Source organism: Amycolatopsis sp. NPDC058986, from assembly GCF_042741125.1.
Taxonomy (GTDB): domain Bacteria; phylum Actinomycetota; class Actinomycetes; order Mycobacteriales; family Pseudonocardiaceae; genus Amycolatopsis.
Genome location: NZ_JBHYJW010000012.1, coordinates 155,488 through 179,051, shown reverse-complemented (window position 1 = coordinate 179,051; position 23,564 = coordinate 155,488). Strand labels below are relative to the sequence as shown.

General features: G+C 72.0%; 14 protein-coding genes. 9 read left to right on the top strand and 5 right to left on the bottom strand.

Features of this window, described 5'->3' with window-relative positions; genetic code table 11:
• Window positions 1–23: 23 nt before the first annotated feature.
• Complete coding sequence (locus ACFW0G_RS14235) at window positions 24–443, bottom strand: CBS domain-containing protein (RefSeq protein ID WP_378325573.1); 420 nt, start codon at window positions 441–443, stop codon at window positions 24–26.
• Between the two features lie 95 nt (window positions 444–538).
• Here ACFW0G_RS14235 and ACFW0G_RS14230 point away from each other — a divergent pair, with 95 nt between their 5' ends.
• Genes ACFW0G_RS14230 through ACFW0G_RS14220 form a run of 3 tightly spaced genes read left to right on the top strand, consistent with a single transcriptional unit; the run spans window position 539 to window position 2,959 of the window.
• Window positions 539–898: a VOC family protein gene (locus ACFW0G_RS14230; RefSeq protein WP_378325572.1), complete on the top strand. Its 360-nt coding sequence runs from the start codon at window positions 539–541 to the stop codon at window positions 896–898.
• Between the two features lie 52 nt (window positions 899–950).
• Entirely contained in the window at window positions 951–2,759 is a 1,809-nt protein-coding gene (locus tag ACFW0G_RS14225; RefSeq protein WP_378325571.1) for a thiamine pyrophosphate-requiring protein, read from the top strand.
• Complete coding sequence (locus ACFW0G_RS14220) at window positions 2,759–2,959, top strand: hypothetical protein (RefSeq protein ID WP_378325570.1); 201 nt, start codon at window positions 2,759–2,761, stop codon at window positions 2,957–2,959. The genes ACFW0G_RS14225 and ACFW0G_RS14220 overlap by 1 nt, the downstream gene beginning before the upstream one ends.
• A 25-nt stretch (window positions 2,960–2,984) precedes the next feature.
• Here the strand turns inward: ACFW0G_RS14220 and ACFW0G_RS14215 are convergent, their stop codons facing one another.
• Window positions 2,985–4,346 carry a cytochrome P450 gene (locus tag ACFW0G_RS14215; RefSeq protein WP_378325569.1) on the bottom strand — a complete coding sequence of 454 codons (1,362 nt, stop codon included), beginning with the start codon at window positions 4,344–4,346 and terminating at the stop codon, window positions 2,985–2,987.
• A 120-nt stretch (window positions 4,347–4,466) separates the two neighbouring features.
• On the opposite strand from ACFW0G_RS14215, the gene ACFW0G_RS14210 reads away from it, so the two are divergent.
• From ACFW0G_RS14210 to ACFW0G_RS14185, 6 genes are all read left to right on the top strand, one after another.
• Entirely contained in the window at window positions 4,467–4,640 is a 174-nt protein-coding gene (locus ACFW0G_RS14210) for a hypothetical protein (protein WP_378325568.1), read from the top strand.
• Window positions 4,634–6,946 (top strand): phosphoketolase family protein, encoded by a 2,313-nt coding sequence (locus ACFW0G_RS14205; protein WP_378325585.1) that lies wholly within the window; start codon window positions 4,634–4,636, stop codon window positions 6,944–6,946. Before ACFW0G_RS14210 ends, ACFW0G_RS14205 begins: the two co-directional genes overlap by 7 nt.
• On the top strand, window positions 6,943–8,076 hold the full coding sequence (locus ACFW0G_RS14200; RefSeq protein ID WP_378325567.1) for an acetate/propionate family kinase: 1,134 nt from the start codon (window positions 6,943–6,945) through the stop codon (window positions 8,074–8,076). Before ACFW0G_RS14205 ends, ACFW0G_RS14200 begins: the two co-directional genes overlap by 4 nt.
• Entirely contained in the window at window positions 8,073–8,513 is a 441-nt protein-coding gene (locus ACFW0G_RS14195) for a hypothetical protein (protein ID WP_378325566.1), read from the top strand. Before ACFW0G_RS14200 ends, ACFW0G_RS14195 begins: the two co-directional genes overlap by 4 nt.
• 15 nt (window positions 8,514–8,528) lie before the next feature.
• Complete coding sequence (locus ACFW0G_RS14190) at window positions 8,529–9,485, top strand: universal stress protein (protein ID WP_378325564.1); 957 nt, start codon at window positions 8,529–8,531, stop codon at window positions 9,483–9,485.
• Window positions 9,486–9,676: 191 nt separating this feature from the next.
• On the top strand, window positions 9,677–10,501 hold the full coding sequence (locus ACFW0G_RS14185; RefSeq protein WP_378325562.1) for a VOC family protein: 825 nt from the start codon (window positions 9,677–9,679) through the stop codon (window positions 10,499–10,501).
• 103 nt (window positions 10,502–10,604) lie between these two features.
• Here ACFW0G_RS14185 and ACFW0G_RS14180 read toward each other — a convergent pair whose 3' ends face one another.
• The 3 genes from ACFW0G_RS14180 to ACFW0G_RS14170 are packed head-to-tail and all read right to left on the bottom strand — an operon-like array spanning window position 10,605 to window position 23,555.
• Complete coding sequence (locus ACFW0G_RS14180; RefSeq protein ID WP_378325561.1) at window positions 10,605–11,675, bottom strand: 3-deoxy-7-phosphoheptulonate synthase; 1,071 nt, start codon at window positions 11,673–11,675, stop codon at window positions 10,605–10,607.
• A 1-nt stretch (window position 11,676) separates the two neighbouring features.
• The gene (locus ACFW0G_RS14175) at window positions 11,677–13,116 is read right to left on the bottom strand and encodes an MDR family MFS transporter (protein ID WP_378325560.1); all 1,440 of its coding nucleotides are present in this window, start codon (window positions 13,114–13,116) and stop codon (window positions 11,677–11,679) included.
• Window positions 13,113–23,555 (bottom strand): amino acid adenylation domain-containing protein, encoded by a 10,443-nt coding sequence (locus ACFW0G_RS14170; protein ID WP_378325559.1) that lies wholly within the window; start codon window positions 23,553–23,555, stop codon window positions 13,113–13,115. Before ACFW0G_RS14170 ends, ACFW0G_RS14175 begins: the two co-directional genes overlap by 4 nt.
• Window positions 23,556–23,564: the final 9 nt, after the last annotated feature.

Sequence of the window (23,564 nt, the reverse complement as noted above, 5' to 3'; positions counted from 1 at the left end):
GAGCACGGCCGAGCCTGTCGGGGTTATTCCTCCTGGGAAACGGCTTCGACGAGTTCGCCGCTGGCCGGGTTGGTCAGCGCGCGGGCGACATCGGCCTGCGCGACGATGCCGACCAGGGTGCCGCCGTCGACCACGGGCAGGCGGCGGACGGCATGCTCGGACATGGTGCGGATGATCTCCTCGGCCTCGACGTCGGGGCCGATGGTCACCACGCCGCCCTCGACCACCTCCGACGTGTGCAGCGCCCGGGGATCCTTGCCCTCGGCCAGCACCCGCACGACGATGTCGCGGTCGGTGAGCATGCCCTTGATCCGGCCGTCCTCCCCGCAGACCGGCACGGCGCCGACCCCCTCGGCGGCCATCAGCCGGGCCGCCTCCAGCACCGCATCCGATTCGCGGACGCACTTCACGGGGCTGGTCATCAGCTCACGTACGGTGGTCACCGCAGCCTCCCTTCCTCGGCGTTCGCGGCTCTGCCCACCCTGGGTTCCCGGTGATCCGCCCGGCAAACCCGTGCCCGCCGTGCGACCGTGGAGCCATGCGCACCCGGATGATCGCCGTCGCGTTCGACTGCCACCGCCCGGAGATCGTCGCCGCGTTCTGGCGGGCCGCGCTGGGCTACGGCACAGTCGAACGCTGGACGGACGAGGACGGCACGGGCTACGTCGAGGTCAAGGAGGCCGGGCAGCCGTCACTGCTCTTCCAGCCCGTGCCCGAGGACAAGACCGTCAAGAACCGGGTCCACCTCGACCTCGCCCCGGCGGAGCTGGACCAGCGAGGCGAGGTCGCCCGTCTGGAGGCGCTGGGGGCCACGGTGGTCGAGGAGGACACCGCGGGCCCGTGGATCGTGCTCGCCGATCCCGAGGGCAACGAGTTCTGCGTGCTCCCGGCCAGGTGATCCCCCGGCATCGGCGATGTTTCGTCCCGCGCGGACCGGCAACCCGGCGGACATGACCACCACCGTTGCGGATCTAGTACTGTCCCGGCTTCGCGAATGGGAGGTCGAACAGGTCTTCGGCTATCCCGGCGACGGCATCAACGGTCTCGTCACGGCGTTCGGCGCGGCGGACGACGAACCGCGGTTCATCCAGGCGAGGCACGAGGAGATGGCGGCCTTCCAGGCGGTCGGCTACGCGAAGTTCAGCGGCAGGGCCGGAGTCTGCGCGGCCACCTCCGGACCCGGCGCCATCCATCTGCTCAACGGGCTCTACGACGCCAAGCTGGACCACGTTCCGGTGGTGGCGATCGTCGGCCAGACCGCGCGCAGCGCGATGGGCGGGAGCTACCAGCAGGAGGTCGACCTGCAGGCGCTGTACAAGGACGTCGCGAGCGAGTACCTCGTCGAGGTGAACGTCCCCGAGCAGCTGCCGAACGCGATCGACCGGGCGATGCGGACCGCGCTCGCCCAGCGCGCCCCGACCGCGATCATCATCCCCAACGACGTCCAGGAATCCCCCTACCACGCGCCGGAGCACGTGTTCAAGCACGTGCCGTCGAGCCCGCCGTCGCGGCCGAGGGCCCAGGTCGTCCCGCCCACCGAGGACCTCACCCGTGCCGCCGAAGTACTCAACGCCGGGAGCAAGGTCGCGATCCTGGCAGGCCAGGGCGCCCGCAACGCCGTCACCGAACTGCGCGAACTGGCCGAGCGGACCGGCGCGGGAGTCGCGAAGGCGTTGCTGGGCAAGGATGTGCTGCCCGACGACCTGCCGTACGTCACCGGGGCGGTCGGCCTGCTCGGCACGCGCCCGAGCTACGAGCTGATGCGGGACTGCGACACGCTGCTGATCGTCGGGTCGAGCTTCCCGTACTCCCAGTTCCTGCCGGACTTCGGGCAGGCACGCTCGGTGCAGATCGACCTCGACGCGCGGTTCCTCGGTCTGCGTTATCCCACCGAGGTCCCGTTGCTCGGCGACGCGAAGGCGACGCTGGAACGGTTGCTGCCGTTGATCGAACCCAAGACCGATCGCGAGTGGCGGGAGAAGATCGAGGGCGACGTCGCCGGCTGGTGGGAAACCATGTCGCGGCAGGCGATGCTGGAAGCCAAGCCGGTCAACCCGATGCGGATCGTGCACGAGCTGTCCGAGCGGATCCCGGACGACGCGATCGTCACCGCCGACTCCGGCTCGGCCGCGAACTGGTACGCCCGGAACCTCCGGATACGGGGCCGGATGCGCGGATCGCTGTCCGGCACGCTCGCCACCATGGGGCCCGGCGTGCCCTACGCGATCGGCGCGAAGTTCGCCTACCCTGACCGGCCGGTCATCGCGCTCGTCGGCGACGGCGCGATGCAGATGAACGGGCTCGCCGAACTGCTCACGATCGCCCGCTACCGCGAGCGGTGGCCCGACCAGCGCTGTGTGATCTGCGTCTTCCACAACGGGGACCTCAACCAGGTCACCTGGGAGCTGCGGGCGATGGGTGGCGCGCCGAAGTTCGAGGAATCGCAGTCGCTGCCCGAAGTGTCCTATGCGGACTTCGCTCGCGGCATCGGCCTCGGCGGCATCACCGTCGACTCTCCCGACGACCTGGGTGCCGCCTGGGACCAGGCGCTCGCCGGTGGTGTGCCGACGGTACTCGACGTCCATTGCGATCCCGAGGTCCCGCCGATCCCGCCGCACGCGACCTTCGACCAGCTCAAGTCCATGACCGAAGCGGTGCTCAAGGGCGACCCGCACGCGTGGCACCTGATCGTCCAGGGTGCCAAGACGAAGGCGCAGGAGTTCCTGCCCTCCCGCTCCGGCTCCGAACGGGAGGAATGATGACCACCCGGATCCCCGCCCGCATGCAGATTCCCGACGACGGCACCGCGGTGGCCTGTGAACGCTGTGGCTTCCCGACCCTGCGGGTCGCCGAACTCGTCTCCGTCGACGGCACCGTGGTGGGCCGGACGATGGTGTGCACGTCCTGCCGCCGGCTCCTGCGGCCGGAAGGACCGGGCACGGCGAGCGGGACCGACTGAGAGCCGGTCCCGTCCGCCGGGTGCCTCAGCGGCTCCCGATGCCGAGCCGGATGCCGAAATGGTCCAAAGTGGACGGAAGGCGGCCCGGCACCAGCGCGGCGGCGGTGCCTTCCGGGGTGTACTCGGCCTCCTTGAGCAACACGGCCAGCAGCGTCGACGCGGTGAAGAGCACCACGTCCCGGCCGGGGCAGATCCCCGGACCGCCGCTGAAGGGCACCAGCGCGGGATTCCGTTGCGCCCGGCCGTCGAGCCAGATGTCCGGCGCGAAGTCGTCCGCGTACGGCAGGGTTTCGTCGTCACGGTGGAAGAACGGCGTGTAGACGAGGAACGACGTGCCGCCGGGACCCCACGCCGTCTCCGATCGGCTCTCCCGCAACAAGGCGGGCGTGGTCGGCCACAGCCGCACCGATTCCAGCACGCAGGAACGCAGATAGGGCAGCTGGTGGGGTTCGGTGAGGTCGAGGCCCTCGAGTTCGCCGAGCGCGCGCTCGCGCTGGGCGGGATGGGTGGCGAGCAGGGCCAGTGCCCGCAGCGTCACGATCCCGGCGGCGTCGAACGCGAACATCCAGTGTGGCAGCTGGCCGGCAGGATCTGTCTCGGCGTCGGAGGTCTCGGCGAACTTCGCGAGCTCGCCCGCGAGGCTGCCCGGACGGTCGAGGGCGACCTGATGCCGCACCAAAGCGAGGAACCGGTCGCGAGTGCTCTCCTGTTGCCGCCGCGCGTAGGCCCAGTTCGCGTCGAGCCGCAGGTCGTCCAGCAGCGCGGTGATCTCGCGGTCCACGGCGGTGTCACCGCCGAGCGTGATCCGGCGGACGATCGTCCACCAGTGGCGGGTGAACCGGTCGGCGCCGAGTTCGGCCATGCCCTCGGTGATCCGGCCGCCTTCCTCATGGATGATCTTCGCCCACGGCCCCGCGAGGTGGTGCAGTGGGAGGCCGGGTTCGAGCACGGCCTCGTTCAGTTCGCGGCGCTCCTCCCGGCGGCCGCCCTCGGAGATCAGCACACCGTGCGGCTGGAAGTGCCGCAGCGCGGCGTTCTTCTCCGTGGTGTCCGGGCTGAACGGCACCGGCGCGTCGGCGAGCAGCCCGCCGACCTGCGCCGGATCGAGCACGAGACTCAGCGAACGGCCGGGCACCCGCAGCCGGAGCGGGCCGGCGCCGTACTTGTGCCGCAGCTTCCGCATGAGCCGGATCGCGGGCCGGTCGACGTGGGTCCGGTGGGCGAGCGCCATCATCGCGGGGCGCCGTTTGACGACCCCGATCGCGACCGTCGGCGCGGCGATCTCCGCCGCGACGCGCAGGGTGTCGCCGACCGAGGCCCACACCGGCCGCACCTGTTCGTCCGGAATCGGGATGGCAGGGTCTCCGGGTTCTCCTGGTGTCACCATGATCGCCGGTTACCCGTCGCGGAGGCCGCGGAAACGCGTTTCGGGCGGCGCCCGGCGGGCTACCCGGACGGGACGGCGTGACCGCTCGGGCACGCCAGCCGCCGATCCGAAGGAGGCCGCATGCACCGCGAAAGCGACCGCCATTCGCCCCGGGATGACGACCGGCTCAAGGCCGAGCTGGCCGGGATGCTGCGCGGCAACGGACCGAGCCGCGCCGAGGAATGGCGCGACCCGGAACCGCCCGCCGACGACGATCCGGAGGTTCCGCCGTTCGGCCGGACGGACGCATCGTGACCACCGCCGCCCCCGTGCGGACCTCGTGCCGATACCGCAGGGCGGGCGACTACCTGAGCGCGGCGATGATCCACCTGCGCGACAACACCCTGCTGACCGAACCGCTGCGGCCGGAGCACGTCAAACCCCGCCCGCTCGGCCACTGGGGCACCTGTCCGGGGCTCAACCTCGTCTACAATGGACTGAACGCGCTGATCAGGCTGACCGGGCAGCGCACGCTGCTGGTCACCGGGCCCGGCCACGGCGCACCCGCCATCCACGCGAACCTGTGGCTCGAAGGCACCCACGCGGAGTACGACCCGGCACTGAGCCGCGACGGCAACGGGCTCGCCGAACTGGTCCGGCGGTTCTCCTGGCCGGGTGGCTTTCCCAGTCACCTTTCCCCCGGCGTTCCCGGCGTGATCCACGAAGGCGGCGAACTGGGGTACGCGCTGGCGACCGCCTTCGGCGCCGTACTCGACGACCCCGGCCTCCTCGTCGCGTGTGTCGTCGGCGATGGCGAGGCGGAGACCGGCCCGACGGCGGCGTCCTGGCACTCGCCGCGGTTCACCGGCTCGCACGACGGCGCCGTCCTGCCGATTTTGCACCTCAACGGCTACAAGATCTCCTCGCCCACGATCTTCGCGTCGATGAGCGACGAGGATCTGGAGCACTACTTCCGCGGCTGTGGCTGGTCGCCGCGGTTCGCCGACGTGCGGCGGTCGGCCGACCCGGACACGCTCTTGACCCAGTCGCTGACAGCCGCCTACCGCGACCTCGGCGCGGACCGCCCGCCGATGCTGATCCTGCGCAGTGACAAGGGGGAAGGCGCGCCGGTGCGGGACACCGGCGGCCGTCCGCTGGCCGGGACGTTCCGGGCGCACCAGGTCCCGCTCAAGCACGTCACCGAAGACGGCGATGAACTGGCGCTGCTCGAAAACTGGCTTCGGTCGTATCATCCGGAAGAGCTGTTCGCCGAGGACGGCTCCCCCGCACCCGACCTGCTCGACGTCCCGCCCGAGGGCGATCTGCGGCTGGGCAAGGTACCGCAGGCGAACGGCGGGCTGCTGCGCACCCCGCTTCCGTTACCCCGCCTCATCACCCACTCCGTGCGAGTGGAGACACCCGGCGCGAGGGACGCGAGCGCGACCGAGGTCGTCGGCGGCTGGCTGGCCGATCTCGTGCGGGCGACCGAGGAACGCCGGGATTTCCGGATCGTCTGCCCGGACGAGCTCGAATCCAACAAGCTCGGCGCGGTCCTCGACGCGACGCCCCGCGCGTTCAGCGGCGACGTCCCCGGGTACGCCGAACACCTCGGCTCCGGCGGGCGCGTCATGGAGGTGCTGTCCGAGCACCTGTGCCAGGGCTGGCTGCAGGGCTACCTGCTCACCGGGCGGCACGGCCTGTTCCCCTGCTACGAGGCCTTCGTGTCCATTGTGGACGGCATGGTCAACCAGTACGCCAAGTTCCTGAAGATGGCGCGGGAAACGCCATGGCGCGCCCCGGTGTCGAGCCTGAACTACCTGCTCACCAGCGACGGCTGGGAACAGGAGCACAACGGCTACAGTCATCAGGGCCCCGGCTTCATCAACACCATGCTCACGAAACGGTCCACAGTGGCCCGCGTGTACCTCCCGCCGGACGCGAACACCGCGCTGGAGACGATCCGCCACTGCCTGCACACCACCGACCTGATCAACGTCGTCGTCGCCGGGAAACAGCCGACCGCGCAGTGGCTCGGCCCCGCCGAGGCAGCCGCGCACTGCCGCGCGGGCGCCGGGATCTGGGACTGGGCGGGCACCGCAGGCGACGAGGATCCCGACGTCGTGCTCGCCTGCGCGGGCACCACTCCGACGGTGGAAACCGTCGCCGCGGCCTGGCTCATCCGCCGCGCGCTGCCCGAGGTCCGGGTCCGCGTGGTCAACGTCGTCGACCTGCTCAGGCTCTGCCCGCCGGATCGGCACCCGCACGGCATGACCGGCGACGCGTTCCACCGGCTCTTCCCCCGTGAGGTCCCGGTGGTCTTCGGCTTCCACGGCTACCCGTCGGCAGTGCACGAGGTACTGCACGGCCGCCCTGGCACCGAGCGGTTCCATGTGCACGGCTATCTCGAAGAGGGCACCACCACGACGCCGTTCGACCTGCTCGCGGGCAACCGGATGACCCGGCACGACCTGGCCGCCGACGCGCTGACCCGCTCCTCGCGGGTCGGCAGGGCCCCCGATGTCGCGCGGGAACTGCTGCGGGAACGGGACGCGCTGCTGGCACTGTCCTATCGCGACGGCCGGGACCCGGAACCGATCACCGGCTGGCGGTGGACGCCGTGAACGTCCTGACCGTCAACGCCGGTTCGTCCAGCCTCCGCGCGCATCTCGTCGACACCGCCGCGGAGAAAGTGCTCGACTCCGCCGAAACCGGCGAGCCCGCGGACACCCGGGAATCCCGTGACGCGCTGGAGAATCTGCTCGACCGGATTCCTGCCGAACCCGACGCCGTCGCGCACCGGTTCGTGCACGGCGGTGCCACGGTCACCGGTCCGGCGATCGCCGGACCGCGGGTCCGGGCCGCGCTCAACGCCGCTCGCTCGCTGGCCCCGTTGCACCAGCCGCCCGCACTGGCGTTGCTCGACCTGCTCCGCGACCGGCTGCCGCACATCCCGCACGTCGTCTGCCCGGACACGGCGTTCCACAGTGGACTCCCGGAACGCGCGCGGACGTACGCGCTGCCGGAACGCTGGCGGGCTCGCTGGGACCTGCGCCGCTACGGCTTCCACGGGATCTCCTACGGCTGGGCCGTCCGCCGCGCCGCCGAGCTTCTCGGCCGTCCGCTCGAAGAGCTGGACCTGCTCGTGGCCCATCTCGGGGGCGGCTGTTCGGTGTGTGCCGTGCACGGCGGGCGCAGTATGGACACCTCGATGGGGCTGACCCCGCTCGACGGCCCGGCGATGTCGAAACGGTGTGGCTCGGTCGATCCCGGCCTGCTGCTGTGGTTGCTGCGGGACGGCAAACTCGGGCTCGAAGAGCTCGCGCCCGCCCTGCAGACCGAATCCGGGCTGCTCGGCCTGTCCGGGATCTCCGGCGACACCCGCGACCTCGTCCGCGCGGCGAAGGACGGCGACGTCCGCGCCAGCTTCGCGATGGCCGTGTTCGAGCACCAGGTCTCGCGTGCGCTCGCCGGGGTGGCCGCGAGCCTCGACCGGATCGACGCGCTGGTCTTCACCGGCGACATCGGCTGGGACCAGCCCGAGGTCGCGGAGAGTGTCGCGGACGGGCTCGGGGTGCTCGGCATCCGCGGCGGGCTCGACACCCGGCGTGACGCCGACGCGGTGATCAGCGGACCGGGCGCCGGCGTCCCGGTGCTCGTCGTCGAATCACGGGAAGAACGCGAACTCGCGGCCCTCGCCGCGCGGGCGGTCGAGGCCAGGGAACACGACGAGCCAAGGAGGGCGACCGGATGACCACCATCAGCACTCCCCGCCGGATCGGGACCGTGGTGCGATACCGGCTGCGCGCCGGCTTCACCGTCGACCGCGGGCTCTCCTGGGCACGCATGGTGCTCGACGAGGACAGCGGTCTCGAACTCGACGGCGAAAGCCTCCGCGTCCGGGTCGGGCACTGGCACGTGCCGATCTGTCTGTCCAATGTGGCCGGTGCGGAGGTCACCGAGGGATGCCTGCCGTCGGAACGCGGCGTCACGGCGTTCCCGGAGGGCCATGGCCTGATCGCGCGCACGACCACCGGGCCGGGTGTCCGTATCCGGTGCCGCGAGCCGGTCCCCGGCGCCGGGCCGTTCGACGGCCTGTGGCATTCGATGGTCACCGTGACCGTCGGCGAACCCGCGGTCGTCGCGGACCTGCTCACCCGGGTCGCGGGTGGACATCGGGCCCTCGCCTGAGGGAAAGGCGGAATCATGATCACGAACGAATCGGGTGGCGGGCCCGTCGTGGTCGGCACCGACGGCTCGCAGTGCGCGCGGCAGGCGGTGACATGGGCGGTCGGCGAGGCGGCCGCGATGGGCCGCGGGCTGCTGATCGTGCGGGCGGCGCGGGGCCGGTGGCCGCCGCCGGGGGCCGATCTCCTCGCGGCGCCGCTGGCCGGTGCCCCCACGACCCATGATGTCATCCTCGACACGCGGCAGCGGCTGGCCGGCCTCGCCGCCGAAGTCCGGCAGCAGAATCCCGGCACCGTCGTGGAAACCGCGCTGCGGGACGGTCCGCCGGAGGAGGCACTGGTCGCGGTCGCCGAGGACACCGACGCGGCCATGATCGTGCTCGGCGCGTCCGGCTCCGGCGCGTTCGCCCGGCTCCTGCTCGGCTCGACGGCGGCGGAGGTGGCCCGCACCGCGTTCCGGCCGGTCGTCGTCGTGCGGGGTCCCTCGCCCCATCCGGCCAACGCGGGCCCGGTGGTGCTCGGCGTCGACGGCTCCGACCAGGGTTCCGCAGCGGCCCGTTTCGCGTTCGCCTTCGCCGAACGGCATCGGCTGGCCGTCCACGCGGTCCACGCGTGGCTGAGCCCCACACTCGGCCCCGCGTTCGGCCCGGCGGGCGAACTCGGCCTGGCCGGACAGACCCCCGGCCTCGCACGGGACGAGCTGAGCGCGGCGGCGACGAAGGCCGTCCATCAGGCACTGCGGCCGTGTACCGAACGGCATCCCGATGTCGAGGTCACACACGAGGTCGTGGAGGACCTGGCGGCGAAGGCGTTGCTGGACCGCTCGGCCGACGCCACCCTGCTGGTGGTCGGCAGCCACGGCGGCGGCGAACTGCGGCGCGTGCTGCTGGGGTCGGTCGGCCACGCGGTGCTCTACCACGCCGACTGCCCGGTGGCCGTCGTCCGGCCGCCGGAGAAGACCGAACCCCCGGACTGAGCGTAGCTCCGGGTGCTGAAGGACGCTTTCAGTGCGTTGGCCGCGCTGAAGGACGCCTTCAGTGCATTGAGCGCACCGAAGGCGTCCTTCAGCACGCGCCGGGGAGCCGCTACGGTCTGGTCCATGATCGTCTCGACCCTCCCCACCTTCCCCGACCCACCACGTCCGCTCCCGGCGCCGGGGCGGGCGCGATGACGAGCGCCGTGCACGTGACGCCGGGCAGCCCGTGCTGGATGGAGCTGGCCACCAGCGATCCCGAGCGCAGCATGCGGTTCTACCAGGCCTTGTTCGGCTGGGACTACCGGCTGCTCCGCGACGGCGCGGGCCAGGACTACCCGGTCGCCGTGCTCGCGGGCGAACTGGTCGCCGGGATCCGCGTCCAGCGTCAGGTCGTGCGGGACTGGACCCCGTACCTGGCGGCGCCCGATCTGGCCGGCACCGCGTACCAGGTGAGCGAACTCGGCGGCACCCTGCTCGAAACCCACCCGCACGTCGTCCCCGGCGTCGGGGCGAAGGCGCTGGCCGACGACCCCGGCGGCGCCACCGTTGGCCTGGCCAGCCCGGCCGCCGACTGGGCGTTCGTCGCGGGCGAGCCGGGAACGCTGGTGTGGCTGGAGTTCGTCACCCACCGCGCCCATCAGGCCGACCGCTTCTACCAGCGATTGTTCGGCTACGAACAACGTCAGTTCGGCGACGGACGCGACGTCGATTACATGGTCTACACCGCCAACGGCGACTCCGTGCTCGGCCGCGTCCGGATGGCCCCCGGCACCCCCGACGACGTCCCGCCCCGCTGGATCGCCCACTTCGCCGTCGACCCCGACCACGGGTTCGACCACACCCTCCACCAGGCCCGCTCGCTCGGCGCCAAACTCCGCTTCCGCCCCTACACCTCCGCGCTCGGCAAGGTCGCCGTCCTGTCCGATCCGCTCGGCACCCGGTTCGCGATCATCGACCCGGCCCTGGCCTCGGACTGGGACTTCCGCTCCGCCGCCGACGACCCCTACGACGACTGATCACCGGCGGAGATCTCGCGTGATCAAGTGGCGGTCTCGTGTGATCAGGCGGAGATCTCACGTGTTTGAGCGAGATCTCCGTTCAAGCACGCGAACCCGCCGTTCAAGCACGCGAGTTCGCCGTTCGGGCACGGGTGGCGCGGGCGAGGGTGTCGAGTAGCGGGAGCGTGCGGTCCCAGCCGAGGCAGGCGTCGGTGACGCTGAGATCCGGGCGTGGCGCACCGGTTCCCGGGTCCTGACGGCCGTCGGAGAGGTAGGACTCGATCATGACGCCGGTCAGCGCGTCGGCGCCGTCGGCGAGCTGACCCGCGAGATCCGCGACGACCAGCGGCTGACGGTTGTGGTCCTTGCCGCTGTTGCCGTGGGAGGCGTCGACCACCACACGCGGAGGCAGGCCCGCCTCGGTCAGCGCGCCGAGGGCCGCGGCGACGCCTGCGCGGTCGTAGTTCGGGGTGTGCCCGCCGCGCAGCACCAGGTGGGTGTCGGCGTTTCCGGTGCTGCGCAAGGTGGTCGGCCGCCCGTCCGGTCCGAGACCGGGGAACGTGTGGGGCAACGCGGCGGCGCGGATGGCGTCGATGGCGGTGCCGACCCGGCCCGAGACGCCGTTCTTCATCCCGACCGGCATCCGCAGCCACGACGCCAGATGGCGGTGCGGCTGGCTGGTGACGGTCCGCGCGCCGACGGCCGCCCAGGTGACGGTGTCCGCGACGTAAGGGGCCAGCAGCGGGTCGACGAACTCGTAGGCCAGCGGCAGCCCGAGCGACGCGACCTCGGCCAGAAACGCCCGTCCGGTCCGCAAACCGGTCGCGATGTCGCCCTCGCCGTCGAGCGCGGGGTCGAGCAGCAGACCGGTCCAGCCGCCGATGGTGCGCGGCTTTTCCAGATACGCGCGCATGACGACGACGAGGTCGTCGGCGTACCGTTCCGCGGCCGCGGCGAGCAGGCCCGCGTACTCCAGCGCCGCACCCGGATGGTGGACGGAACATGGGCCCACCACGACCATCAGCCGCGGGTCGCGTCTGCCGAGCACAGCGGCGACGGTGTCCCGGTGGCGGGTGCTCGCCGCGGCGGCACTGGCGGGCAGCGGGTGCGCGGCCTGGAGTTCGGCGGGGGTGGGCAGGGTGTCGGTCGCGAGGGGCCCGCTCTCCAGGAGCGCGACACGGTTGTCGGGCATTTCAGGAACCTTTCCTGTGCTCGGAACGCACGGTTGCTTCGGCTTTCGCCCGGTGGCGGCGCGGCAGCCTGATCGCGCCCGCGGCGGCGACGAGGCAGAACCCGAGGACCCACCAGAAGGTGTCGGCGAACGCCGTGGAGATGTCCGTCCCCCGCGTGTCGAGCCGGGCCTGCAGGACGACCGCCAGCGTCGCGGTGCCGACCGATCCGCCGACCGTGTTCAGCAGGTTCAGCGCGCCGGAGGCACGCGGGAGGAAAGCGGGGTCGATCCCGCTGTAGACGATGTTCATCACCGGCGCGCCGATCATCGCGATCCCCGCGCCGCGGGCCAGCAGGGAAAGCGCTATCAGGGCATCCGGCGGCGTGTGCCCGAGTTGCGTGAACACGACCGTGCCGAGGGTGACCAGCCCGATGCCGGTGAGCACCATCGTCCTCGGCGCGACGGTGTCGATCGCGCGGTTGACGAACACCGAGCCCGCCAGCGCGCCGACGCCCTGCGGCGCGAGCAGCAGCCCGGTCTCCCACGCCGTCAGGCCGCGTCCGGTCTGCAAGTACAGCGGCAGCAGGAACATCGTGCCGAAGACACCGGCGCCGAGCACCGCCAGCGCGAGCGCGGCCACCCCGAACGGCGGCCGGGTGAACAGCCTCGGGTCGATCAACGGCGTCCGGCCGGTCCGCAGCCCGTGGACGACGAACGCGGCGAGCATCGCGAGCCCGGCGACGATCGCCACGACGGCCACCGCGAGCGGGACAGCACGGCCGCGGCCGACCTCGGTGAGACCGAAGACCAGCACGGCAAGACCGGGCGAAAGCAGTGCCGCACCCCGGAAATCGAACGGCGCGCGCGGCTGGGACGGCGAAGACACGGGCAGATAGCGCCGAGCGAGGAGGATCGCGGCGACGCCGATCGGCAGGTTGACGTAGAACAGCCACGGCCAGTCGGCGACCGAGAGCACCGCGCCGCCGATGAGCGGGCCGAGCACCGGCGACAGCAGCGGGACCACCGCGACGATGCTGATGATCCGCCCGGTCCGGCTCGGTCCCGCCGCCCGCGCCAGCAACGCCTGCCCGGTCGGCGGCAGCAGCCCGCCGCCCAGCCCCTGGATCACCCGCGCCACCACCAGAGCGGGCACCGACCACGCGAGCGCGCAGAGCACCGAGCCGAGCAGGAAGACGGCCACCGCGACAAGCCAGGTCCGGCGGCCCCCGAACCGGTCCGCCAGCCAGCCCGACGTCGGCACCACAGCGACCACCGCGAGCAGGTAGGCGGTGCTGACCCACTGGATTTCCGTGACGGAAGCGCCGAAATCGTCCGCGAAGGTGCCGATGCCGACCGTGACGATCGTGGCGTCCATCGTCGCCATGAACGTCCCCAGCACCAGGATGAACGCGCTGCGCAGGAGTGCCGGGTCGATTCTCCCGGCACTCGCGCCGCCGGTCACCGCTCGTCCTTCCCGAACCGGGCCAGCCACTCGGCCGTGTCCTCGCCGAGCCGTTCGTCCCGGACCAGTTCCCCGATCACCGCGCGCAGATCCTCGCCCAGCTCACCGAGTTCCGCCGCGGTGAACATCCCGGGCTTGGCGGCGAGCACACCGGTCCAGCCGTCGCCCACCGGCATGATCGTGCACGTCAGCGGGTAATGGGTCGTCTCGCGGAACCGGGTCCCGGTGATCGTCAGTCCCGGCGCGGGTTCGCGCAGGCGCGCCGGGTCCACCGGGTAGTTCTCGAAGACCAGCAGGGTGTCGAACAGCCTCCGGTGCCCGGTGAGGCGCTCGAGGTCGGCCAGGCCGACATGGTGGTGTTCGACGATCGCCTGCTGCCGCCGCTGGAGATCGGTGAGCGCAGCTTCGAGCGTCCCATCCAGCCGGACACGCACCGGGACCGTGTTCGCCACCAGGCCGAGGATCTCCTCGACGCCTTCGACCTCCGGGGTACGTCCGGAAACCATCGTGCCGAAGCAGACGTCCCGGCGCCCCGACCACGCCGCGAGGACCATTGCCCAGGCACCCTGCACCAGGGTGTTCGGTGTCAGCCCCCGTGCGGCGGCGGCCCGGGTGATCCCCTCGACCGTCCGCGCGTCGAAGCCGAGCAGCACCGGGTCCGGAGGTTGTTCTCCCGCACCGGTTCCGCGATCGGTCAGGTAGTCGCCCTCGGGCAGGCCGTCCAGCTCGGCACGCCAGGCTTCGACATCGGCCGTCTGGTCCCGGTCCGCCCGCCAGCTCAGGTAGCGCGTGAACGGGACCGGCGCCGGGAGGTCCGGCGTCGTGCCCCGGACCCGTGCCGTGTAGCAGGCGAAGATCTCGGCCAGCATGCGCGGCGCCGACCAGCCGTCGGAAAGCACGTGATGGCTGGTGAGCACGAACTCGGCCCGCCCGGGCTCGCGGCGGATGGCCGTCAGACGTATCGGCGGACCGGCCGCGAGATCGAACGGCTCCGCGAGGTCCTCGGCCAGCAGCCGCTCGACTTCCCGGTGCCGCGCCTCGGTTTCGAGACCCGAGACGTCGATGAACCGGCAGTCCGGCCGCACTCCGGCCCGGATGACCTGCACGTGGTCGAGTGGCGCGGCCGGGAACGCGGCGCCGAGGTTCGGATGCCGACCGAGCAGATCGGCACCGGCCGCGTGCAGCGCGGCGACGTCGAGTGGTCCGTCGATCGAGAACGCCGCCTGCACGGTATACGGATCGGGCGCGCCCTCGGCCCGTGCCCGGGAATGCCGCAGCATCAGTTCCTGCAGCGGGGTCAACGGCAGGACGTCTTCGACGGCGTAGTCCCGTTCCAGCGCATCGATCGCCGTCTGGTCCAGTGTGGACAGTGGCAGATCCGACGGGGTCAGCCCGGCTCGCACACGCACTGCCGGGTCCGCCGCGAGCCGGGTCAGCGCGCGCTGGAAGAACTCCGCCAGCTGCTCGATCTCCAGGCTGTCGAAGAGCGCCGAGGGCCAGGTGAACCGGACGCCGAGACGTTCGTCGCGAGCCAGCGCGTCGACCATGAGACCGTACGGCAGCGGCAGCGTGTCGCCACCGCCCGAGCCGAGCGGATCTGCGTCCGCCGGAGCCTGCCACGCGGTCTCCCCGGCCGAGGCGGCCGGGAACTGCCCGAGGTAGTTCCAGCTGAGCTCCGGCACCACGGCCAGATCCGGCTCGGCACCGGCGAGAATACCGTGCCCGAGCCCGTCACCCTGGGCGTGCAGCTGCTCCTTGACAGCCTTCAACGCTTCCGGGAACTCCTTGCCGGACAAGGCTGTTCCGGACAAGCACAGTCGGGCGGGATGGACCGCGGTGAACCAGCCGACGGTCTGCGCGAGGTCCACCGGACGCGAGCGGTCCGGAGTGTGCGGCGGACGGCCGTGACTCTCCAGCGCGACGAGGAGTTCCGCCGCGCCGCCACGCCACTCCCACACCGCGGTGACGAGCGCGGTGAGCAGGACGGTGTCCGGGGTCGTGCGGTAGGCCGCGGGCAACGTCGTGAGCAGTGTCCGCGTCGCCTCGGCAGCCAGCCGGATCTCGTGGTGGACGGCGGTGGCCGCGGTGTCCCGCACCGGATCGAGCGCGGTCACCGACAACGGACGCGCGGGTGCTTCCGCTATCCGCCGCCAATGCGGCAGTTCGGCACGCCGGGACTCCACGGCCGCGCGCAGCGACCGCGCCCAGCCGAGGAAAGATTCCCCGTGCCGCGGCAACGCAGCCGCCCGCGACTGACCGTCCACAACAGACATCGAGGCGTACGCGTGCGCGACGTCGTCGAGCAGGATCCGCCACGAAACCCCGTCCACCACAAGATGATGCGCGATCAGCACGAGCCGCCCCAACCGCTCCGGCCCGGCGTCCACCCACACCGCCCGCACCAACGGCCCCGCCCACGGATCCAGCCGTTCCCGGGCCTCCGCGATCGCGGCATCGGCCAAGGCGCGCGGATCCCCGGCGCCTCGCGCCACGGTGAGGACGTCCGCGCCGGTGACCTCGCCGACCGGCGGGATGCGGAGCACCGGTTCGGCACCCTCGCCAGGCGTGACGAGGCGGGCGCGAAGGACGTCGTGCCGGGCGAGGATCGCGTCGAGCACGGCCTGCCAGGTCGCGGTGCTCCCGCCCGCCGGAACGCGGATCTCGGTCCACTGGCAGTACCCGTCGGGGGACGTCCCGGCCGCGTCGCACCGGCGCAGCAGGTCGCGCATGACCGGGGTCAGCGGCGCGTCGCCCACCGCGGGAGCCTCGGGAGCGGTCTCGTCGAGCGAGGTGGCACGAGCGGCGATCCCGGCGACGGTGGCGCCTTCGAAGACGTCCCGCGCGGTCAGGCCCAGTCCTTCGCGCCGGGCCCGGGAAACCACCTGGAGCGACACGATGCTGTCGCCACCGATGTCGAAGAAGGCGTCGTCGAGGTTGACGTCGTCCGTGCCGAGCACCGCACGGAAGACGTCGAGCAGGACCGCCTCCGCGCGCGTGGCCGGTTCGCGTGCCTCGGACGCCGTGGTGCCGGGCGCGGGCAGCGCGGCGCGGTCGAGCTTTCCACTGGGACTCAACGGAAGCCGGTCGAGGACGACCAGCGCGGACGGCACCATGTGATCGGGCAGCTCCCCGGCCAGCCGCTCGCGCACCACCGCCGGATCGAACTCGACGCCGTCGGCCGGGATGACGTAGCCGACGAGCCGCCGGTCACCGGGCCGGTCCTCGCGCACGATCACCACGCACGCGCGAACATCCGGATCCCGGGTGAGCACGGTCTCGATCTCCGCGAGCTCGATGCGGAAGCCGCGGATCTTGACCTGATGGTCGGCCCGGCCGAGGAACACCAGCTGTCCGTCCGGCCGCCAGCGCACCAGGTCACCGGTGCGGTACATCCGCTCCCCCGGCGCGCCGAAGGGATCGGCGACGAACGCCTGCGCGGTCAGCCCGGGACGTCCGACGTAGCCGCGTGCCAGGCCCGGACCGGCCAGGTACAGCTCGCCGGTCATGCCGGCGCCCACGGGCAGCAAACCACTGTCCAGCACGTACGCGCGGATGTTCGGGTCGGGCCGTCCGATCGGCAGCGGGCCGGGGTCGTCGGGGTCGTAGTGCCAGGTCACCGCGTTGATCGTGACCTCGGTCGGGCCGTAGGCGTTGAACAGCGCGCGCCGGTCACCCCAGCGACGGGCCAGTTCGGGGTCGAGCCGCTCGGCGCCGACGACGAAGAAGACGTCCTTGTCCACCGTGCGGTCGTCCGGCATCGCGGCCAGGAACGACGGCAGCAGGTTCACCCCGGTGACCCGGTGCTCGACGATGTAGTCGAGCAGTTCGTCGCCGGGCACGCGCACCTCCTCGGGCGCGATGACGGACGTCCCGCCGGACAGCAACGGCACCATCGTCTGCCAGAACGCGACGTCGAAGCTGGTCGACGCGAAGTGCAGGTACCGTTCGCGTTCGGTGACCCCGACGACCTCCTCCTGCAGGGCGATCAGGTCAGGAATTCCCTTGTGCGGCACGGCGACGCCCTTGGGCCGCCCGGTAGTCCCCGAGGTGTAGATGACATACGCCAGCGCGTCCTCGGTGAGGCCGCGGCGCGCCTCCGCCGGATCCGTGTCCCAAGTGGACGGACCGGCGAGCGTGGCCGGATCGTCCAGCCGCAGCACGGGAACCCCGGCGGGCAGCACCGCGAGCGGATCGCCGGTGGTCACCGCCGCGGCCGGGGCGATGTCGCCGATCATGTAGGCCAGCCGGTCCTTCGGGTAGCTCGCGTCCATCGGGACGTACACCGCGCCCGCCTTGAGCACCCCGAACAACGCGACCACCATCTCGACGTCGCGGCCGAGCAGGACCGCCACCGGGTCCTCCCGTCGGACCCCGCTCTCGACGAGCTTGTGCGCCAGGCGGTTCGACAGCCGGTCCAGTTCTCCGTAGGTCAGTGTCCTTTCGCGACAGACGACCGCTTCCTTGTCGTGGTGACGACGCACCTGGACGGCGAACTCCGCCAGACAGCTACCGCGTTCCTTCGACGGCACGATCTCGGTACCGGTCCGAAGCAGACTGTCCTGTTCGGACGCGTCGAGCATTGGAATCCGCGCCACCGGCCGCTCCGGATCGGCCACGATCTCCCGGAGCAGCGTGTGCAGCCACCGGCCGTAGTCCCGCACGGTCGCCTCGTCAAGAGCGTGCGGCTGGTAGCCGAGTCCGATCGTGATCTCGTCCTCGGGGATCACGATCACGGTCAGCGGATAGTGCGTGGCGTCGACGATGTCCACGCCGGTCAGCTCCAGTCCCGGCGCGAGCACGGTGCGATTCCGGCTCGACAGCGGGAAGTTCTCCATCACCAGCATCGTGTCGAACAGCTCGCCGGCGCCCACGGCCCGCTGGATGTCCGGGAGGCCGACCTGGTGGTGCTCGGCCAGCGCGACGCTGTCGGCGTGGACGGCGGCCAGCAGCTCGGCCGCCGTTCCGGACGGGGACTGCCGGACGCGGACCGGGATCGTGGTGCCGAGCTGGCCGATCATCGTCTCGACGCCGTCGACCTCGTCCGGCCGCCCCGAAACGGGACAGCCGAAGACGACGTCGTGCCGTCCGGTGAGCCTGCCCAGCAGCAGGCCCCACGCGGTCTGCAGCACGGTGGTCAGGGTGATCCCACGATCACGGGCGAACGCGCGCAGCCGGTCGCTGAACTGTCCGCCGAGCCCGATCGACACACGCTCGGGCCGGTCCACCTGCGCACTCCCCGTCGTGAGCCGGGTTCCCTCGTCGATCCCGGCCAGTGCGTCACGCCAGGTCTTCAGCGACGCCTCGCGGTCGCGGTCGCTCAACCAGCGGTGGAATTCACCGGTGGAGGTCGCCTCCGGCGCGACCGGGCCGCCGCCGAGTTCGGCGTAGAGGGCCAGCAGCGTCCGGCCGACGAGCGGCATCGACCAGCCGTCGAGCAGCGCGTGATGATTGGTGAGCACCAGCCGGTGTTCGCCCGGTGCGAAGGTGCAGAGCAGGAACCGGATCAGCGGGGGCTCCCCCGGATCGAACGGCCGCTTCAACTCCGCCCGGGTTCGCGCGGCGAACAGACCTTCGCGGTCTTCCGGTGCGGTGGCGGAGAAATCGGCCTCCTGCCAGTCGAGGAGGACGTCCTCGGGGACCACCTGGACGACCTCGCCGGACGTCGTCGTGGCGAGGTGGATCCGCAGCGACGGGACGCGCCGCAGCAGTTCCCGTGCCGCGTCGGCCATCCTCGCCGAATCGACGTCACCGGCCAGGAATGTCACCGCTTGGACCACGTAGACGTCGGTGTCCTCGTCACCGCGTACCAGGCTGTGGAAGGACAAACCGACCTGCAGCGGCGTCGCGGGCCAGACGTCCGCGACGCGGCGAGTGCGTTCGAGGGCGTCGATGGTGGCCTGGTCGAGTTCGGCCAGCGGCAGATCCGACGGCGTGAGGCCACCGCCGTCCGGCCCGATCCGCGCCGCGTGCGCGGCCAGCGCGTTCAGCGCCGCCTTCCACGCGGCTTGCAGGTCCGTCACGGTCTCGGCGTCCAGCACCTCACCGGCGGCGGTCCATTCGACGGCGAGCCGAGGCGCACCCTCTTCGTGGACGAAGCAGTTGAGGGCCAGCACTTGTTCGAGAGCCTTACCCGCCGGTTCGATGACCGCGAAGGCGTTGCGTTCCGGGAGCCGCCAGCCGGTGCCGGGCAGTGGGGTGAAGCGGCCGAGGTAGTTCAGCAGGAGTTCCGGTGCCGCGAACTCGCCTCGTGTCGCCGGGTCCAGATACCGCAGCACGCCATAGCCGATGCCCTCGTCGGGAGTGTTTCGTTTGGCCTCCTTGACCGCACGCACCAGCCGTCCGGCGGCGTCCCCGCCCGCGAGCGCGTCATCGAGGTCCATTGTGGACGAAACCGCGTCCGCCGGTGCACGCACCGGGTACTCGCTGGTGAACCAGCCCACCGTGCGGGAAAGATCGGCGCCCGGCGCCAGTTGCGTCCGGCCATGGCCCTCCATGGTGACCGTGACAGCGTCCTCAGTGGACCGTCCCCGGCTGCGCAGCGCCAGGACCAGTGCGGCGAGCAGCACCTCGTCGACACCCGCACGGTACGCCGACGGCAATGTCGTGAGCAGTGCTTCGGTGGCTTCGGGTGTGGCCATCGTGGTCGATCTGTGGGCGGTCGCCACGGTGTCCCTCGCCGGATCGAGTGCCCGGCTCGCCAGACCAGGCGAGACGCTCGCCGCATCCCGCCAGTGGCCGAGTTCGCCGCGTCGCGCGCCGGTTTCCCCTTGTTCGGCAAGCAAAGTGGCATGCCGGCGCCACGACGTGCCCACCGGAGCGAGCCCGGCCGCCCGGCCGGTGCACGCCGCGTGCAGGTCGGGCAGCAGCACCCGCCAGGACACGCCGTCGACGACGAGGTGGTGGATGACGACGACCAGCCGATCCGGCTCGCCTTCGCCGGTCCGGACCAGCGCGAGCCGCAGCAACTCCCCGGAACGCGGGTCCAAAGTGGCCGCCAAGCGCTCGGCCACCGCGTCGACGTCTTCGCCGTGCACCTCACTGACGACGTCGGCGGCGGACACCGTCCCCTGTGGACGGATGAGCAGCTCGCCGGTCACCCGGAGCCGCAGGGCATCGTGCCGGTCCAGGATCGTTCCTACGCCCGCGACGAGGTCGTCCAACGCCAGATCGTCCACGCTCAGCGCCGTCCATTGCGCATACCCGGCCACGACGTCGACGTCCGGATGCGGGTCGAGCAGGCCACGCACGATCGGCGGCGCCGGGACCGGGCCGGTGGGATCGTCGGGGAGCGCGTCGGGAGTGTCCTCGATCGCCTTGCCCGCCGCGGCGAGGGAAGCGAGACTCCGCCGGGCGAGGAGATCCCGCGGCCGCAGTTCGAGACCGCGGGCCCGTAGCCTGCTGCTCACGCTGATCGCGGTGATGCTGTCCCCGCCGAGCGCGAAGAAGTCGTCGTCCACACCGACCCGGTCGAGGCCGAACACCTCGGCGACGGCCTCGCAGAGCAGCCGTTCCCGTTCGGTGCTCGCGGCCCGTCCGCCGCTCTCGGCGCGCGGGACAGGCAGGGCGGCGCGATCCAGCTTTCCGTTGACCGTCAAGGGAAGTTCGTCGAGCACCAGCACCGCGGCCGGGATCAGATGCTCGGGCAGCCACTCGGCGAGCGTGTCCCGCACCGACTCCGGGGTGACCGGCGAACCGGCCAACGTCGCGGACACGACGTACCCGACCAGCCTCGCCCTGCCCGCATCGGTCCTGACCAGAGCGGCCGCCGCGGCCACCCCCGGCGCCGCGGCCAGCGCCGCTTCGACCTCCCCGATCTCCACGCGGTAGCCGCGGATCTTGACCTGCCCGTCGCCGCGTCCCAGGTATTCGAGGCCCCGCCCCGGCACCCACCGCGCCAGATCGCCCGTGCGGTACATCCGCTCCCCCGGCCCCGCGAACGGGTCGGCGACGAACCGCTCGGCGGTGACGCCCGGCCGGTTCAGATAGCCACGGGCCAGCTGCGGCCCGGCCAGGTACAGCTCTCCCCGGGCGCCGTGCGGCACCGGCTGCAGCGCGCTGTCGAGCAGGTAGACGCGGCTCCCCGCGAGCGGCAGTCCGATCGTCGGCTCCCCGCCGTCGATCCGCGCGAACGTTCCATCCACAGTGGACTCTGTTGGCCCGTAAAGGTTTCTGGCCGGGACGCCCGAGGCGGCGACCCGCTGCCACAACGCCCGTGGCGTCGCTTCGCCGCCGAGCACCAGCAACGACGGCCGGTGGGCCGCGGTGAGCAGACCCGCGTCGACGAGCGGGGCGGCCATCGACGGAGTGGTGTCGACGACGTCGATCCGGTCCCGGGCGAACGCGCCGAGCAGCGCGTCGGCGTCGCGGGTGACTTCGGATCCGTAGAGGTGGAGTTCGTGGCCGCAGAGCAGCCACAGCAACTGGTCGAGTGAGGAGTCGAAGGCGAACGAATAGGTGTGCGCGGCACGAAGCCGTCTGCCCGCGGCGGCTTCCGTTTCGGCGACGAGCGTCGAACGGTGGTGGTGCACCAGGTTCGCGAGCGCGCCGACCCGGCCGAGGACTCCCTTGGGACGTCCCGTCGAACCCGACGTGTAGATGACGTAGGCGAGGTGTTCGGGGTGTCGCGGTGCGGCGAGGTCGGCCGCGGTCAGCGGTCCATCGTCCAGTGCGGACAGTTCGATGGCCGTGTCGGGCGCGTCCAGGCACAGCCTTGGCACGTCGCCGAAGACGTCGTCGGCCGATGGCTCGGCGGCTTCGGTGGTCAGCGCGAGCGCGGGCCGGGCGTCGGCGACCAGCTCCCGTTGCCGGGCGGCCGGATGCGCGGTGTCCAGCGGCAGGTACGCCGCGCCCGCGTCGAGCACCGCGAGCAGCGCCACGACCAGCTCGGCCGACCGGGGCGCCGCGAGCGCCACCACGTCGTCCGGCCCGACCCCGCGCGCCCGCAGCGCGCGGGCCAGCCGGTGCACCCGCCCGGCGAGTTCCTCAGTGGACAGTCGTTCTTCCCTGTGCACCAGGGAGATCGCGTCCGGTTGCACGGCGGCCAGCTCCGCCAGCAATGCCGGGACGTCGCGGGGTGTGCCGGGCAACGCGGGCGGAGACCAGCTCGCCAGCAGTTCGGCGCGTTCCCCTGCTTCGAGCAACTCGACCTGTCCGACGGCGGGAGCGTCCGGCCCGGTCAGCGCCACGAGGAGGCGGCGCAGCACGGCCAGTTTGCGGTCGACCCCGGCCTGATCGTGGGTGCGGGCGTCGACCTCGAACCCGAGCAGCAGCCCGCCGTCCCGGGCCGGCAGCACGCTCAGCCCCGTGTCCTCCGGCGGCCCGCCCGCGACGTTGCGCATCACGCCGGTCGCCCCGGCGAAGTCGAGGGTGAGGTCGAACGCCTTGAGGTTGACGCCCCGGCCGTGCAGCAACGCGCCCGCGCCGGGAACGGCGAGATCCTGCGGCAGGTTCTCGCCACGGTAACGCTGGTGCGCGCGCATCTCCCGCATCGCCTCGGCGACGCGGCGGCTCAGCTCGCCCAGCCGGTCACCACCGCGCACGCCCACCCGCAGCGGCAGCACGTTGACCGCCATCGCGGGCGTCCGCAGTTCGGCCGACCCCGTGCGGCACATCAGCGGCAGCGCGCAGACGACGTCCGTGTCACCCTGAACCCGGTGCAGGAAGGCGACGTAACAGGCGATCAGGGCCTCGCCCCAGGTCACGCCCTCCCGTTCGGCGGCGGCTCGCAGCCGCGTGACCTCCTCGGGCGGGACGACCGCGCGGGCGGTCAGCGTGTCGTCCGGCGGTCCGGCCGCGGAATCGCCGTCGCCCAGCTCCGGCAGCGGTGTGAGGCGGTCCCGCCAGTACGCGCGATCGCGTTCGCACTGCTCGCTTTCCCGGTAGGCGCGATCGGACTCGACGACGTCCGCGAAGCGCCCGAACGGCGACGGTGCCACCTCGGTCCCGCGCACCAGCGCGGTGTAGTGTGCGGCCGTCCGGCGGGCCAGCATCGCGGCCGAATAGCCGTCGAACACCAGGTGATGGCCGAGCAGGGTGTACCAGACCTCGCGGTCGGACAGCCGGATCACCGTCTGGGAGTACAGTTTCCGGTCCGCCATGTCGCGGCAGGCATCGGCGAGCCGGAGCCGTTCGGCCGCCACGAACGCCTCCGCGGCCTCGCGCGGATCAGTCTCGGCACGCAGATCGACGACCGCCGGCAGGTCCGTCCCCGCGTCACCGACCACCTGACGTGGGCCTTCCGGCGTGTCGAAAACGCGCAGCCGCAACGACTCCGCCTCGTCCACAGTGGACGAGGTCGCCTTGGCCAGCGCACCGGCGTCCACCGGCTCGGTGCCGGACACCTCGACGACGTCACCGACCACGTAGAACCGCGAGTCCGGCTCCAGCCGCTGCGCGTTCCAGATGCCGAGCTGGGCGCCGGTGAGAGGCAGTGAGGTCAAGGGAGGCTC